The organism is Micromonospora chokoriensis (assembly GCF_000718555.1).
GTDB classification, from domain to species: Bacteria; Actinomycetota; Actinomycetes; order Mycobacteriales; family Micromonosporaceae; genus Micromonospora; species Micromonospora chokoriensis_B.
Genome location: NZ_JOAN01000007.1, coordinates 68,976 through 84,339, shown reverse-complemented (window position 1 = coordinate 84,339; position 15,364 = coordinate 68,976). Strand labels below are relative to the sequence as shown.

Annotated in this window: 11 protein-coding genes; 4 read left to right on the top strand and 7 right to left on the bottom strand. The window is 70.9% G+C overall.

The genetic code is table 11. The features are described 5' to 3' along the window. Positions 1-23: 23 nt before the first annotated feature. Entirely contained in the window at positions 24-1,400 is a 1,377-nt protein-coding gene (locus IF46_RS0111715; protein WP_030488339.1) for a permease prefix domain 1-containing protein, read from the bottom strand. Then, on the bottom strand, positions 1,397-1,762 hold the full coding sequence (locus tag IF46_RS0111710) for a PadR family transcriptional regulator (protein WP_030488338.1): 366 nt from the start codon (positions 1,760-1,762) through the stop codon (positions 1,397-1,399). Before IF46_RS0111710 ends, IF46_RS0111715 begins: the two co-directional genes overlap by 4 nt. Positions 1,763-1,913: 151 nt before the next feature. Here IF46_RS0111710 and IF46_RS0111705 point away from each other — a divergent pair, with 151 nt between their 5' ends. Continuing rightward, the gene (locus IF46_RS0111705) at positions 1,914-2,201 is read left to right on the top strand and encodes a hypothetical protein (protein ID WP_030488337.1); all 288 of its coding nucleotides are present in this window, start codon (positions 1,914-1,916) and stop codon (positions 2,199-2,201) included. A 135-nt stretch (positions 2,202-2,336) separates the two neighbouring features. On the opposite strand, the gene IF46_RS0111700 is transcribed toward IF46_RS0111705, so the two are convergent. From IF46_RS0111700 to IF46_RS0111690, 3 genes are all read right to left on the bottom strand, one after another. Beyond that, positions 2,337-3,476, bottom strand: coding sequence for an alcohol dehydrogenase catalytic domain-containing protein (locus IF46_RS0111700; RefSeq protein WP_232234010.1), 1,140 nt, complete (start codon positions 3,474-3,476; stop codon positions 2,337-2,339). Beyond that, positions 3,473-4,927 (bottom strand): aldehyde dehydrogenase family protein, encoded by a 1,455-nt coding sequence (locus tag IF46_RS0111695; protein WP_030488335.1) that lies wholly within the window; start codon positions 4,925-4,927, stop codon positions 3,473-3,475. The genes IF46_RS0111700 and IF46_RS0111695 overlap by 4 nt, the downstream gene beginning before the upstream one ends. Positions 4,928-5,025: 98 nt before the next feature. After that, entirely contained in the window at positions 5,026-5,682 is a 657-nt protein-coding gene (locus IF46_RS0111690; RefSeq protein WP_030488334.1) for a TetR/AcrR family transcriptional regulator C-terminal domain-containing protein, read from the bottom strand. A 98-nt stretch (positions 5,683-5,780) separates the two neighbouring features. Here IF46_RS0111690 and IF46_RS0111685 point away from each other — a divergent pair, with 98 nt between their 5' ends. Continuing rightward, positions 5,781-6,953 carry an acyl-CoA dehydrogenase family protein gene (locus IF46_RS0111685; RefSeq protein WP_030488333.1) on the top strand — a complete coding sequence of 391 codons (1,173 nt, stop codon included), beginning with the start codon at positions 5,781-5,783 and terminating at the stop codon, positions 6,951-6,953. Between the two features lie 291 nt (positions 6,954-7,244). After that, positions 7,245-8,636 carry a hypothetical protein gene (locus tag IF46_RS0111680; RefSeq protein WP_157562929.1) on the top strand — a complete coding sequence of 464 codons (1,392 nt, stop codon included), beginning with the start codon at positions 7,245-7,247 and terminating at the stop codon, positions 8,634-8,636. On the opposite strand, the gene IF46_RS0111675 is transcribed toward IF46_RS0111680, so the two are convergent. Next, positions 8,633-9,670, bottom strand: a complete 1,038-nt coding sequence (locus tag IF46_RS0111675; protein WP_030488331.1) for an aminotransferase class V-fold PLP-dependent enzyme — start codon at positions 9,668-9,670, stop codon at positions 8,633-8,635. The two genes, IF46_RS0111680 and IF46_RS0111675, sit on opposite strands and share 4 nt — an antisense overlap. Positions 9,671-9,817: 147 nt before the next feature. Between IF46_RS0111675 and IF46_RS0111670 the strand changes: the two genes are divergently transcribed. Further along, the gene (locus IF46_RS0111670; protein WP_030488330.1) at positions 9,818-13,084 is read left to right on the top strand and encodes a COR domain-containing protein; all 3,267 of its coding nucleotides are present in this window, start codon (positions 9,818-9,820) and stop codon (positions 13,082-13,084) included. An 11-nt stretch (positions 13,085-13,095) separates the two neighbouring features. Here the strand turns inward: IF46_RS0111670 and IF46_RS0111665 are convergent, their stop codons facing one another. Continuing rightward, positions 13,096-15,270: an FUSC family protein gene (locus IF46_RS0111665; RefSeq protein WP_030488329.1), complete on the bottom strand. Its 2,175-nt coding sequence runs from the start codon at positions 15,268-15,270 to the stop codon at positions 13,096-13,098. Positions 15,271-15,364 lie beyond the last annotated feature (94 nt).

Sequence of the window (15,364 nt, the reverse complement as noted above, 5' to 3'; positions counted from 1 at the left end):
TCGCGCGTTGCGTTGATCTCGGGCTAGGCGAAGCTGAACAGCGGCGGAAACACGAGGACCACGATCCAGGCCCACGCTGCGTAGACCGGCAGGTAGCCGGTCTGCCACCGAACGAGTGTCCCGAACGGCGTGCGCCGACGGATGAAGGACAGCAGCAGCCACGCCGACCACGCGAGGTTGACCAGGAGGATCACGTTCTCGCCGAGCGCGGCAGCCCGGTTGGGCGTACTGCCGTAGTCATCGGTGATGCGCCCGGTGATCTCTACCAACACCAGCACGTCGATGGCCAACGCACTGACCACGAGCGCGAGTTGAAGTTTGTCGAACGGGCCGGGCGGGGCCAGCGGATCGCGGGCCGAGAGTGAGTAGAGCAGCAGCCCCAGCACCACGACCAGCAGGAGGTCGAAGAGGAGCAGCGCCTCACGCTCGACGTCGATGCCGTGGCTGGTCCAGACGACAGCGACGAGGAAGGCGAGCAGGGCGGCCGTGAAGAGCGGGGTGAACAGCCGGGTGAGGACCGGCGCGATGTTCTCGACGACACTCTGCTTGGCCTCGACGAGCCACCCGGCCACGACGACCGCGGCTGCGGCGCCACCGGGCAGAAGCCACTGCGAGACGAACTCCTCCGGGACGATTCCGATGGCCGCGAAGGTGTTGAACAGGAACGCGGAGAGCACGCCGCCACCGAGGGCCATCAGCACCAGGTAGATGAACCACTCACCGGTGAACCGGATGAAGTCCATGCGTCGGCGGGAGGAGCGCCAGTCGTCGGCGACATAGGCCAGACCGACCACCAGCCACAGGGCGATGGGAAGGTGAACGCTGGTGACGACCACGGACTGCGAATCGTCCGCCAGGGGGTAGGCGTTGGCCGCCACCGCGCCGATTACGAAGAACACCGCCAGTGCCGCGATCACCGACCGTCGGGCTCCCCGGCGCCAGGCCAGGAACGCCGCCAGCCAGGGCAACGCGAACAGGGTGAAGTTCCGCGCGTAGAACGAGCCGTCGTCGGCGAAGCTCAGCCCGAACAACGCCGGCACCTTGACGGACACCAGCGCACCCGCCGCACAGCCGAGCATGACCCACAGGTCCCGACGCGAGCGCGTGCCGCCGACCGGGCTGCCGGAGTCGCCGGTCAGCACCAACTGCTTCCATAGCCGTTCCGAGTGTTCCCGGGCGAACTCCCGGGAGAGTTCGTCGAGGCTGCCCATCCTTTTCACCGCGACCAGAAACGCCTCGTCCGGGCTCAGGCCAGCGGCCACGAGCTCGTCGACGGAGCCGCGAAGGTGGTCTTCCAGCTCGTCGGCGTCCACCGCCTGCAGCTCCCGGCGGCGCAGCACGTACTGGCGCCACTGCTCAAACTGCGCTTCCAACTCCTGCGGCCCCTCGTGCGCCGTCATGCCAGGCCCTCCAACGGGCGCACCGTCAGCGGCGCGCGGTCGTGCCAGATCTCCTTGAGCGCACCCACCACGGTGTCCCACTGCCGGCGCTGCTCGGCCAGCTCGGCCAGACCCCGGTCGGTGATGCGGTAGTACTTGCGCTTCCGCTCGCCGGCGACCGCCTGCCAGCTCGACTCCAGATGACCGAGGCGCTCAAGCCGGTGCAGCAACGGGTACAGCAGCCCTTCGGTCCAGTCCAGCTCACCCCCGGACAGCTCGTTGATCCGCCGGAGGATGGCGTAGCCGTAGCTCTCGCCCTCGGCCAGGATGCCGAGCACCATCGGTGTCGCCGAGGCGGCGACCAGGTCCTTGGCGACCTTCATAAAACCTCCCGCCCCTAAACCTAGAAGTACGATGCATAGTACTGCTAGGCATACCTCCTGGCGCAACGGCCGGGGCGAGACGTCGACCGAATCGCCGTTACGGGCAGCTGTGGTGCCGCGAACGGCATGGTCCGGGTTAGCCTTGGCGCATATGGCTACCTTTCGCAGCGCCTCAGTCCTCCTTTCCTCAGACGGCACCAGGACCCCCGGCACCGCCGCGCTCTTCGCCGAGCCGGCCCGTAGGGGCGGAATTCCGCCCTGGGCAGGCGACTTCCGACCTGCCAACAGCGCCGGCAACGGCCCCAAGAACGCGGTCGGAAAGACCTTCACCCTGGAGCTGCCCGACGGCAGCACCGGCAAGGTCGTGGTCCAGGGCCTCAAGAGCGGCAAGGGCGGCGTCGTGCTGGCGCTGATGGGCGAGGACGCCCCGCCCTTCTGACCAGTCGCCCGGCTCTCGTCGCCCGGGTGCCCAGGGTTGGTCCTTCCGGGTCGACCCAGGGCACCTGGCCAACCACGCCCGCCGCTCCCCGAGTTGATATCGCAGCTCGACGCCGAGTGTCGGCTGTGACGAGCGTCAGTCCAGGGTGACCACCCAGCGGGCACCCTCGCCCCGCGCCAGGCGGTCGAACGCCGTGGGCGCCTCGTCCAACGGAATCGTGCCGCTGACCAGCACGCCCAGATCCAGCGCACCCGCGGCGAGTTCGGCAGCCAGCACCGGCACCTCCCGGTCGGGGTCGGACGAGCCGTACACCGAGGAGCGCAGGGTGCGGGCGGAGTGGAAGATGTCCAGCGCGCCGAGGCTCACCATGTCGTCCTTCGCGCCCATGCCGACCACGGTGACCGTTCCCCCGCGCCGGGTGAGCCGCCAGGCGGCGCGGATGGTGGCGGCCCGACCGACGCACTCGAAGGCGTGGTCGACGCCCCGACTCTCGGTGCGCGCCCGCACCTCCTTGGAGAGCCGGTCGTCGGAGAGCAGGAAGTCGGTCGCCCCGGCGGCGAGCGCCAGGTCGCGCTTGGCCTCGGCGACGTCGACCGCGAGGATCGTCGTGGCCCCGGCCCGGCGGGCGGCGCTCAGCACGGCGAGCCCGACCCCACCGAGGCCGATCACCGCCACCGACTCACCGGGGGCCACCCGGGCGGTGTTGCCGACCGCGCCGACACCGGTGAGCACCGCGCAGCCGAGCAGCGCGGCCTGCTCGGGCCGCAGCCCGGCGGGGATGGCGATGACAGCGCTCTCGGGCACCACCACCGCCTCGGCGAGCGCGCCGAGGCCGAGGGTCAGGTGCAGCGGTACCCCGTCCTCGGTCTCGCCGCGTGGCACGGTCGGGGCCGTGGTGTTGGCGCAGAGCCACGGCTCGTCGTGCCGACACCACCAGCAGGCCCGACAGGCGGGCGCCCAGTTGAGCACCACCGGCGTGCCTACCGCCAGCCGACTGCCCGGCCCGACCTCGGCCACTACCCCGGTCGCCTCGTGCCCGAGCACCAGCGGGAACCGCGCGGCGAGGGTGCCGTTGACCATGGACAGGTCGGAGTGGCAGACACCGGCGGCGCGGATCCTCACCCGCACCTCGCCGGGGCCGGGCGCGGGCAGGCGTACCTGCTCGACCCGCAGCTCGGCACCGGAGGAGCGCGCGACGAGCGCGCGAACAATTACCGGCACGGACGCCGGCTCGATGCCGTCCGTCGACGCGGCTGCCGGCTCCCGGTAGCTCATCGCTGGATCGCCTTCAGCTCGCAGAACTCGGCGAGCCCGTGCACGCCCAGCTCCCGGCCCAGGCCGGACTGCTTGTAGCCGCCGAACGGGGCGAGCGGGTTGAACGGGGCACCGTTGATGTCGACCGCGCCGGTGCGCAGCCGCCGGGCCACCGCGAGCGCCGCGTCGGTGTCGGCGGACCAGACCGCGCCGGCCAGCCCGTACTTCGAGTTGTTGGCGATGGCGACCGCCTCGTCGGTGTCGGTGAACGGGATGACGGCGAGCACCGGGCCGAAGACCTCCTCCTGGGCGAGCGCGCTGTCGGGGTGCACGTCGGCGAAGACGGTCGGGGCGACGAAGTGCCCCCGGGTCGGCACCGGAGCGTCCGGGCCACCGGCGACCAGCCGCGCGCCGTCGGCGAGGGCCCGGTCGACGTGGCCGCGCACCCGCTCGGCCTGAGCGGCGGAGACCAGCGGGCCGAGCCGGGTGGCCGGGTCGAACGGGTCGCCGAGTCGATAGCCGGCCACCGCCGCGGCGACCAGGTCGAGGGCTTCGTCGTACCGGTCGCGGTGCACCAGCATCCGGGTCCACGCCGTGCAGGTCTGACCGGAGTTGAGCAGCGCGTTGCCGACGCCCACCTTGACGGCGGTGGCCAGGTCGGCGTCGGGGAGGATCACGTTGGCGGACTTGCCGCCCAACTCCAGCGCGACCCGGGCGATCCGATCGGCGGCGAGCCGCATGATCCGCGCGCCGGTGACGGTGCTGCCGGTGAACGAGACCAGGTCGACGTCGGGGTGCCCGGCGAGGGCCTCGCCGACCACCGGCCCGGTGCCGGGGACCAGGTTGAGCACCCCCGGCGGCAGCCCAGCCTCGGTGACCGCGTCGAAGAGCAGGTACGCGGTCAACGGGGTCAGCTCGCTGGGCTTGAGCACCACCGTGCAGCCGGCAGCCAGGGCGGGGGCCAGCTTCGCCAGCACCTGGTGCAGTGGGTAGTTCCACGGGGTGATCGCGCCGACCACGCCGATCGGCTCGCGGACGACGAGGGAGTTGCCGATCGTCTCGTCGGCCGGTGCGCGGGCGGCGAGCGCGACGTGGTCGCGCAGCACGGTCAACGGGAGCCCGACCTGCACCCGGGTGGCGAGCTTGAGCGGTGAGCCCTGCTCGACGGCGATGGTGCGGGCGAGGTCGTCGGCGCGGGCGGCGAGCGCGGTGTGCAGCCGGTCGAGGTGAGCGGAGCGCTCCGCGGGGGAGGCGGCCGACCAGCCGGGGAACGCGGCACGGGCGGCGGCCACGGCGCGGTCCACGTCGGCCGGGGTGCCGGCCGGCACCTGCCCGATCAGCTCCCCGGTGCTCGGGTTCTCCACATCGGTCAGAGCGGCGTCGGCGGGAGGCGTCCACTCGCCGCCGAGGTGCAGGTGACGCCGGAGGCGCAGGGAGTCGGATAACTGCGACGGCGGGGCGGCGAGGTCCATGGCGTCCCTTCGGGGGTGGGCGACGGGCGATGGCGACGGGATGGGCGGTGGCGACAGGATCGCGACGGGCGATGAAACTAGCGCTGGGAGTTTGGACGCTACCCGTTGGGCCGGACGGACTCCACCGTGTCGACGGTGCGGGCGTACTCGGCGGCCAGGCCGTGCAGCAGGGCGTCCAGGCCGAGGGCGAAGGCGCCCTCGTCCACACTCTGCTGATGCTCGGCGAGCCGGTGCGCCTGGCGCAGGTGCGGGTAGTGCGCGGCGTACAACTCCGGGTCCTCGACGAAACCGCGAGCGAACGAGCCGAGCGCCGACCCGGCCACGAAGTAGCGCAGCGCCGCGCCAATGTGGGTGGCCCGCGCGGGCGGCCAGCCAGCTCGGACCAGGCCGCCGTAGACCGCGTCGGCCATCGCGAGGGCGGCCGGTCGACGGCCTGGACCCTGGGCGAGGTACGGCACGATGTTCGGGTGCGCGGTGAGCGCCCGCCGGTACGACCACGCCCAGTCACGCAGCGCGGCGGCCCAGTCCCGGCTGGCGAAGCCACTGGTGTCGACGGCGCCGGTGACCGTGTCGGCGACCGCGTCGAGGATCTCGTCCTTGGTGGCGAAGTGGTTGTAGAGCGACGGCCCGCGTACGCCCAACTCGGCAGCGAGCCGACGGGTGGAGAAGCCGGGTAGCCCCTCGGCGTCGATGAGCGCGGTGGCTGTCTCGACGATCAGCTGCCGGGTGAGCCGGGGCTGGCGGGGTCGGGGCACTGCGCTCCTCGCGGGTCTGGGACCTGGGGTCTGGACGGGACAAAACTTGCACCGCTAGTTTAAGCGGGACCGGCAGCGCCGACGCCAGGAGGACCACCGTGGACTTTTCGCTTACCGACGAGGAGCGGGCGGTGCGCGACACCGTGCGCGCGTTCGTGACCCGCGAGGTGATGCCCCTGGAAGCGGAGGTGCTCCGCCGGGAACGGGCGCACAAGCCGGGCCTGGACCACTCCGAGGTGCGCGAACTGCAACTCAAGGCGCGCAAGTTCGGTTTCTGGGGCCTGGCCACTCCGGAAGAGTACGGCGGGATGAACCTGCCAGCCGTACTCCAGTCGTTGATCTGGACCGAGTTGGGCCGTACGTTCGTGCCGTTCCGCTTCGGCGGCGAGGCGGACAACATCCTGTTCCACGCCACCGAGGAGCAGAAGCGGGAGTTCCTCGTCCCGACCATCGAGGGCGAGCGACGCTCCTGCTTCGCGATCACCGAACCGGGCGCCGGCTCGGACGCGGCCAACATCCGACTCTCCGCCCGCCGCGACGGCGACGACTGGATCCTCGACGGCGAGAAGACCTTCATCACCGGCGGTCACGACGCCGACTTCGCCATCGTGGTCGCGGTGACCGACCGGGAAAAGGGCGCCCGCAACGGCGGGGCCACCGCGTTCCTGGTGGACCGGGCGATGGGCTGGCGCTCGGAGTTCATCCAGACGATGGGCGAGGGCGGGCCCGCGTCGCTCATCTTCGACGGCGTACGCGTGCCGCACCGCAACATCCTCGGCGAGATCGGGCAGGGCTTCACGCTCGGCATGGAGTGGATCGGCAAGGGGCGCTACACCATCCCGTCGCACGCCATCGGCATCGCCGAGCGGGTGTTGCAGATGGCCATCGACTACGCCAACACGCGGGAGACCTTCGGCACGAAGATCGGCACCAACCAGGCCATCCAGTGGATGATCGCCGACTCGGAGACGGAGCTGGAGGCGGCCCGCTGGCTGGTGCTGCGCTCGGCGTGGACGGTCGATCAGGGCCTGGACCCTCGGCACGCCTCGTCGATGGGCAAGCTCTACGGCGCCGGCATGGTCAACCGGGTGGTCGACCGGGTGCTGCAGATCCACGGCGGTATGGGCTACACCCGGGAGTTGCCCATCGAACGGTGGTACCGGCAGGTCCGGCTCTACCGGATCTTCGAAGGCACCGACGAGATGCAGCGGCTGATCATCTCGCGGGACCTGCTGCGCGGCTACACGAAGATCGGCGGCCACCTGGCCTGATCGATGCGGTATTCACCTGACCTGATCGGCTAGGTGGACACCTCATCCTTTCGGCGATTCGAGGGCTGACGGAAATTGACTGGTAAATGACTGAGACATCGGTCACCAAGCCCACCAATCGATCACAAGACCCGCCCTGAACAGGGGTTTCTGCGACCATCCACCCACTCCGGAATGGTCGGAACCACTGGCCGGGCGTGCGCTGTCAGCTAGCCGTCGGTTAATTCTGTTTACCTATAGCGAGGTCATGCCGCTCACTGTTGACATCCCATTGATGAAACGGAGTCAGCGGTGTCCACGACCAATCAAACCGGGCAAGCGATCGTCCTCGGCGGCAGCATTGGCGGCCTGCTAGCCGCGCGGGTCCTCAGCGAGTCGTACGCGAAGGTGACCGTCTTCGACCGGGACGAGCTGCCAACTGAGAGCACCGACCGCAAGGGTGTGCCGCAGGGCGTACATTCACACGGCCTGCTTGCCCGGGGCCGTCAGGTTCTGGAGGAACTCTTCCCCGGCCTCACCGCCGACCTGACCACCCAGGGGGCCGTCGCCGTCGACCTTCAGCGCGACTGTCTGTGGGTCAACGACGGCCACCGCATCCCCCGGGTCGCCTCCGGCCTGGAAGGGCTCTGCGTCAGCCGCCGCGCCCTGGAGGGGTACGTCCGGAACCGGGTCCGCGCACTGCCCACTGTGGAGATCCGGGACCGCTGCGAGGCGTTGGGGTTGCTCGCGGACGGCGACACGGTCACCGGCGCGCGAATCCTGCCGCGCGGCGCTGGCGAGGAGCACCACCCGGCGGATCTGGTCGTGGACGCGACCGGCCGTGGCAACCGGGGGCCCACCTGGCTCGCCGAACTCGGCTATGAGCAGCCCGTCGAGGACCACGTGGACCCGCAGACGGTCTACGTCTCCCGCGACTACCGCCGCACCCCGGGAGACTCCACCTTCACCGCGTTCATCAGCAGCCCGTCGCCGGGCGCCCCACGCGGCGGGGTCGCCATCGCGGCCGAGGGCGACCGGTGGATGGTAACGCTGCTCGGCGTCGGCGCGGACCAGGCCCCGCCGACCGACCCCGAGGGGTATCTCGCCTTCGCCGGGCGACTGCCCGCCCCGGAGCTGCACACGCTGCTGAGCCGGGCAGAGCCGCTCGGGCCGCCGAAGCGGATGCGGCTGCCCACCAGCGTGCGTCGCCGCTACGAGCACCTCACCCGTCTGCCCGACGGCTTCATCGCGGTCGCGGACGCGATGTGCAGCTTCAATCCGGCGTACGGGCAGGGCATGACGGTAGCCGCAGTGGAGGCGACGGTGCTGCGCGACTGTCTGCGGCAGAGCCGGCGCGAACTCCCCCGCCGCTTCTACGCCGGAGCGGCGAAGGTAGTGGACGTGCCCTGGGACATGGCCGTCGGCGCCGACCTGCGCCACCCGACGATCGTCGGACCGCGCAGCCGTCGTACCCGGTTCCTCAACGGGTACGTCGCGCGGCTGCACGTCGCCGCCGCTCGGCACCCCGCCGTCGGGCGGCGTTTCCTGAGCGTCGCCAACCTGATGACGCCGCCGCCGGGGCTCTTCGCGCCGAGCATCGCCGCCCGGGTCCTCTGGTCCGGCCGGCGTGGCGCCCCGCAGGTGGACGCCACACCGGTCGCGCCGCAGAACGACGAGAAGATCCTCACCCAGGTCGCGGTCTAGCCGGTCAACGCCGACAACGCGGCGTCCACATCTGCCTCGGTGGAGTAGATGTGGAAGGAGGCCCGGACCCGTCCGGCGCGCACCGCCGCCCGGATGCCGGCCGCCGCGAGACGCTGTTGCGCGTCGGGCACGTCCACGCTGACGATGGCGCTCTCCCCCGGTGCCCGGCCCAGCCCGGCCAGGAACCGGTTGGCGAGCGCCACATCGTGCGCCTGGATCGCCGGCACGCCGATCGCGGCGACCACCTCCAGTGCAGGCGCGGCGCCGACCCAGCTGAACCAGGCCGGGGAGATGTCGAACCGGCGGGCGTCGTCGGCCAGCCGCAGCGGCGGGCCGTAGTAGGAGGCGTGCGGGTCGCGGCCCGCGTACCAGCCGGCGGCGTCGGGGCGCAGCCGCTCGCGCACCGCCGGGGCCAGATAGGCGTACGCGGTCCCACGCGGATTCATCAGCCACTTGTAACCGCCCACCGCCACCACGTCGGCCCGGCTGCCGTCGAACGGCAGCCAGCCGCACGCCTGGGTCGCGTCCACCACCACCAACGCGTCGTACGCGCGGGCCGCGGCCACGATCTCGTCGTACGCCGCGACCGCCCCGTCGGCCGACTGCACCAGGCTGAACGCGACCAGATCGGTGTCGGCGTCGATGGCGTCGACAAGCGACTCCAGCGGCACCGTGCGGACCTTGACGCCACGCTCCTCCTGCACCAGCCAGGGGAAGAGATTCGAGGTGAACTCGACCTCGGGGACCACCACCGTGGCACCGGCCGGCAGGGCGGCAGCGACCGGCGCGAGGATCTGCGACACGGCCGCACCGACCGCCACGTCACCGGCCGGCACCCCGATCAGGTCGGCGAAGGCCGTACGGGACCGGTGCACCGACTCGCCCCAGCCCTCCCACGACGTCCGGCCGACCCGCCACGCGTCCAGGGCCTCCTGTAATGCCGTCCACGCCGGCTCGGGCGGTAACCCGTAGGAGGCGGTGTTCAACCAGCCGGGCTCGGGCTGCCACAGCTTCTGCGCCTGCTCGATCTCCATGCCGTCGACGCTAGGCGGGGCGGCGTCGAACGGGCACGGCCAATCGGCGATCGGCGGCCTTGCCAGATCCGTACGGTGGCCTGGCCTGGCCGAGAATCGACCCAGCCGGCAATACTGATTGTGCGCGGGGGACTACGCTGCTTCGGCATGGATAACGGCGCGATTGTCTCGGCCAAGCATCGCGTAGCTGCCGCTACCGACGGGCATGTCAACCTCAGCGGTCTCGGCCTGACCACTGGCGACCTTGCCGAGCTTTTGCGCGACACCCCGGCTCTCGCTGATGTGACTCACCTCGATCTCGCCGGGAACGACCTGGACACCCTGCCGGACGCCGTCGCCGCCTGGACCTCCCTCACCGAACTGAGCCTGAGCACCAACCGGCTCACCGCGCTACCCAATGCAGTCGCCGCCTGGACCTCCCTCACCGAACTGAGCCTGAGCAACAACCGGCTCACCGCGCTACCCAATGCAGTCGCTGCCTGGGCGGCTTTGACCCACCTACATGCGGACCGCAACCAGCTCAGCGCCCTACCGGACACGGTCGCCGCCTGGACTGCCCTGACACAACTCGACCTGGACTACAACCAGCTCAGCGCGCTACCGGACGCGGTCGCTGCATGGACCGCCTTGACACGGCTCGATGTGGACCACAACCGGCTCAGCGCGCTACCGAGCGCGGTCGCCGCCTGGACCCGCCTCGGTGTCCTTTACCTGGACGACAACCAGCTCACCGCCCTACCCGACGCCGTCGCCGCCTGGACCTCCCTCACCGAACTGGGTCTGGAGAGCAATCGGCTCACCGCCCTACCCGACGCCGTCGCCGCCTGGACCTCCCTCACCGAACTGCACCTGGCCGGCAACCAGCTCACCACCCTGCCCGACACCATGGCCGCCTGGGCCTCCCTCATGTCCCTGGACCTCGACGACAACCAGCTCACCACCCTGCCTGATGCCATCGACGCCTTAACGTCCCTCGTCGAGCTGTACCTCGTAGGCAATCAGCTCACCACCCTGCCCGACGCCATTGGTCGGCTCGCAGGGCTTCAGGTGCTCGTCGTACAGGAAAATCCACTTCCGCCTGAGGTGCTGGCCGCCGAGGTGGAGGGTACGAAGGCGCTGCTGGCGTTCCTCAGGGATGTCGCCACCGATGGGATCTCGATCTCGGAGGCGAAACTGCTGTTCGTGGGCGCCGGCGAGGCTGGGAAGAGTTCCCTGCTCGGGGCGTTACGCGGCGAGCCCTGGCAAGATCGTCACCAGACGCAGGGCATGGAGATCAAGCCATTGGTGGTGAGCCACGCCGGCCATGAGATCACCCTGAACGGGTGGGACTTTGGCGGCCAACAGGCCTACCAGCCGGCGCACCAGTTGTTCTTCAGCGCGCCGGCCGTCTACGTCGTTGTCTGGAAACCACGTCCGGGTGTCGCGGCCGGCATGGTGGAAACGTGGATCGCCATGATCGCCCACCGGGCCCCGGACGCTCGGGTCCTCGTGGTCGCGTCCCACGGCGGGCCGTCCTCGCGCGCCGATGCCATCGACGAAGCCCACCTGAAGCAGCGCTTCGGCGATCTGATCGTTGGTTTCCACGAGGTCGACAGCGCCGTCCCGGACGGCCGGCTGGAGGCACTGCGGGAGGCGATCGCCAGGACCGCCGGCACGCTCCCGCACGTACACCGCAACTACCCGGCCAACTGGCAGCGGACGATCGAGGCAGTCACGGCCGGCGGCCAGCAGGTGATCGATTACCGCAGCTACGAAGCGGTAGCCGCAGCGCACGGACTGAACGACTTCCAGGCCCGAACGCTGGCCAGTAACGCCCACCATCTGGGGAAGTGGATCTACTACGCGGACGATGACGCGTTGGCCGCGTTCGTGATTCTTCAACCGGACTGGCTCAACGTCGCGATCGCCGCTGTCCTCGACAGTCGAGACGCCGTCGACGCTCTCGGTCTCGTCTCACACCGCATGCTCGGCAGCCTGTGGAGTACTGCCCAGGCTCCCGACAGCACGCTCTACACGAGGGAACAGCAGCGACTGTTCCTGGCGCTCATGGGGCGCTTCGAGCTGACCTACCAGGTCTCACTCGACGCCGCACCCGAGCCGGTGAGTCTCATCGCGCAACTCGTCCCTGCCGCACAGCCGGACCTGCGGATGGCGTGGGTCGAGTTCCGCCCCGGCGACCGGGAGTACCTGGAGGTGTGCCGGATCTCGGAAGGTCCCGCAGGTCGCGTGGTCATTCCCGACTCCCTGATGTACCGGCTCATCGTTCGACTGCACCATCAGCGCTACACGGAGCCCGATTCCCTGCAGGGCGTGCACTGGCAGCAGGGCATGGTCCTACAGAGCAGGTACGGTGCTCGCGCGCTGCTCACGGTTCGTACCGGGGTCGGTGTCCAGGTCCAGGTGCGTGGCCCGGACGCCGTCACCTACCTGCGCCAGGTCACCGACGAGATCCGTTACTGCATCGAGCGGTTCTGGCCCGGCCTGAGCACCGTCGCCCTCGTCGCCTGCCGGGACGGGTGCGGCTTGCCCACGCCGGGTGCGGGCTTGTTCGATGTCGACAAGCTCATCAAACTGCGCGACGCGCACGGGCAGAGCATCGCGCAGTGCCCGATCTCCGGCTGTGACGCCTTCCCCGCCATCAACTCGCTACTGGGCGGTTCGGGCGCGAGCCAGGACGCGCTTGCCAGTCTGCAGGACGGCGTGGCGCTGATGGACAGCCATGTCCGCGGGCTGAGTCAGCGGGTGACCGAGCTCAACGACACCGTCAAGGCCAATCTCGCGGGCGTGAACGCACAGCTGACCGCGTTGATGTGGCAGCTCAACGACGAGGCCGCAGACGGGCCGCGCCTGTTCACCCTCACCCCCGTCGAGGCGTCCATTCGCAATCCGCAGTGGACCTCCACGCGGATGCGACTGACGTTGTACTGCGAGCACTCGCTCCAGCCCGTGCACGTCCTCGAGCCCGGTCGGCGCGATGCCGGCGTCTACTACACGGACGTCTCCCGAGAATGGTGGACCAGAGCGGTCCCACTCCTGAAGGCCACCACCATGCTCCTCAAGCCTCTCCTGGGCGTGGGTTTGGCCGAGCTCAAACTCGATTTCAGCGAAGAGCAGTGGAAAGCCATCGAAGAGCAGGTCTCCCTGGCGAACGAGACACTGAACGCCGCGGCGGAGGCGGCGAACCACCTCACCGCGGACGACCACAGCGCCGGGCTCGCGGAACGCGTCCCCACCGCACCGACAGCTCCCGTCCACGCCGAGGGTGCCGCCCTCCGGACGCTGCACGTCATTCTCCGCGCCCAGGACGTCACCATCGCCGACCTCCGCAAGGTGGTACGCCCCGACGGCCGCATCCTCTGGGTCCACCGCCAGTTCGAGCACCTCTACCACAGCGGCCTACCCGTCATCCCCTGATCCGGGCTGGCTCACGGTCGCCGTGCGGAGTCGGAGGTCGGGTGGATCCGGGCCAGGCTGTCGGCGAGACCGGCCAGCCACCGGTCGACCTCCACCAGGTGCCGCACCGCCGAGGCGTCGACCTCGCCGAGGAGCGGGCGGATCCGGTCCAGCTGGTCGACGCAGGTGGTCGAGACCGGTGCCCGGCTCGGTGTCCGGCCGTGGGCGACCTCGTCGGCAAGGGCGCCGTACGCAGAATGCAGTTGCCCGGCGGACTCCCGCAGCAGCGCCGCCGCCTCGGGCCAGCCGGCGAGGCAGCCGGGCGGGTTGCGCCGCAGCAGCGACTCCGCGCCGGGCACGACGTGGTGCCCGGCGCTCAGGACGGCGTCCCAGTTCACCTGCTGACGGTGCGGATCGTGCCGCTCGGAGTGGTACTGGCAGTACGACGAGTCGATCAGGACCATCCGGCGGCGCACCCGGTCGATGGCGCCCTCGGGTGGCGGCGCAGCACCGAGCACCGCCTGGACGCTCTGTTCGACCGCGTCCGCGTTGGCCGCCAGGTAGCGGGTGGCGTTGTGCCGCAGGTCGTGGTCCGCGCCGCGCGGCCACATCGCCACCCCGGCGAGCACGCCGATCAACGCGCCGAGCAGGACGTCGACGAGGCGTGCCTCGGCGAGCCGCCACCCCTCCGGGCTGAGCTGGGCGAAGACGACAGTCAGCAGCAGGGTGAACAGCGCCTGCTGCCACACCGGGCCGAGCAGACGACCAACGCCGAAGGCCAGCATCAGGGTGATCGGCAGGACGATGGCGTACACGATCGGCTCGTCGACGACGAGCATCACCCCGCCGCTGAGGAGCGCGCCGGCGATCGTGCCGAGCACGGCCGGCCGCAGCGCGGTGCGGGTGTCGGCGGCCGAGGTCCGCAGGACCGTGAGGGTGGCCAGCAGCACCCAGAAGCCGTGGGTCAGCTCCAACACCCCGGCGGCCACCCGGGCGATGGCGAGCGCCACGGCCAGCCGCAGCGAGCTGTGCAGGTGGGCCGAGCGCGGCGCCAGGTGGGAGCGGAACTGCCACAGGTAGAGCGTCCACGGGCTGCGCCGGGCGTACTCGAACAGCCCCGAGGAGGCGTCCACGCCGTCGAGCCGTGCCCCGGTGGCCACCCGGCAACCGATGGCGAAGACCCGCACCTGGTCCGCGAGGGCCAGCGCGGTCGCGTCCCGACACCACCGGGGTACGTCCGGCGCGTCGCGGACATCGCCCGCTCCCCCGGGGTACGCCGCCTCGGCTCGCCCGACCGCCGCGTCCAGGTCAGCGGGGTCCACCGGCGGGGCACCCGGCGTCAAGCTCCGGCCGGCGGCGCGCGTCGTCTCCGCGCCCGCCCGCAGCAGACGCGCCGCCTTCAGGTCCGGGATCGGCTCCGGCGGGGTGTCCGCCGCCAGTCGGTCCGCCTCGGTGAGCACCTCCCGTAACGCAGCCGCGCAGATCCGCAACGACCGGTCCTGAGCGCCCGCCGCCGTGGGCGCCCACGCCGGCGGGATCCGGCCCAACTCGATCGCCGCCACCACGTCGTACGCCCGCTCGCGCCGAGGGTCTCGACCACTCGCAGCGGCGTGCGGGGCGGTCCACCCCTGCGCGACGGCGTCGAGGAAGGCCGCGACGCCATCCGCCGCCTCGGCGAGGCGCTGCCGGTAGGAGATCGGCACCGGGTCGGGCCAGAGCAACACCTCGGCCGCAGCGAGCAGCACGATGGCGAGCGTCACCCCACCGAGTCGCTCCGGCAGCGTGCCCGGCTGGTACGGCGGAAAGGAGGCCAGGATGTAGAAGAGCTGGAACGCGCTCGCCAAACCCACCAGGCGCGGGTTGCCGACCCCGGCGAACGCCACGACGAACCCGACGACAAGCATGCCGCCGGCGGCCGCCCAGGTGCTCCATGCCAACAGCGAGCCCACGGTGATCAACGCCCACACCGCCGGCAGCGACAGCACGAGGATCCGCGCCCGCTGCGGCGCTGGACCGGGCAGCTGCGCGAACGACCCGGCGGCGATCGTGCCGAACAAACCGTACGTGGCGAGGGTCGAGCTGCCCGCGCCGTAACGGCAGCCGTAGAAGACGACGGACGCCACGAGCGTCAGCCGCGCCGCGCGCCGCAGGATGGCGTCACCCGGGTCACGGCGGCGAAGCCGGCCAAGGAGGCTGGTTCCGAGCACGACCGCCCCCCGGGTTCGTCGCAGCACCTCTCCCCGGCCCACCATTCTCCGCCGCGCCGGGGCGTGGGCGGCGGGTTTGGCGACGAATCACCGC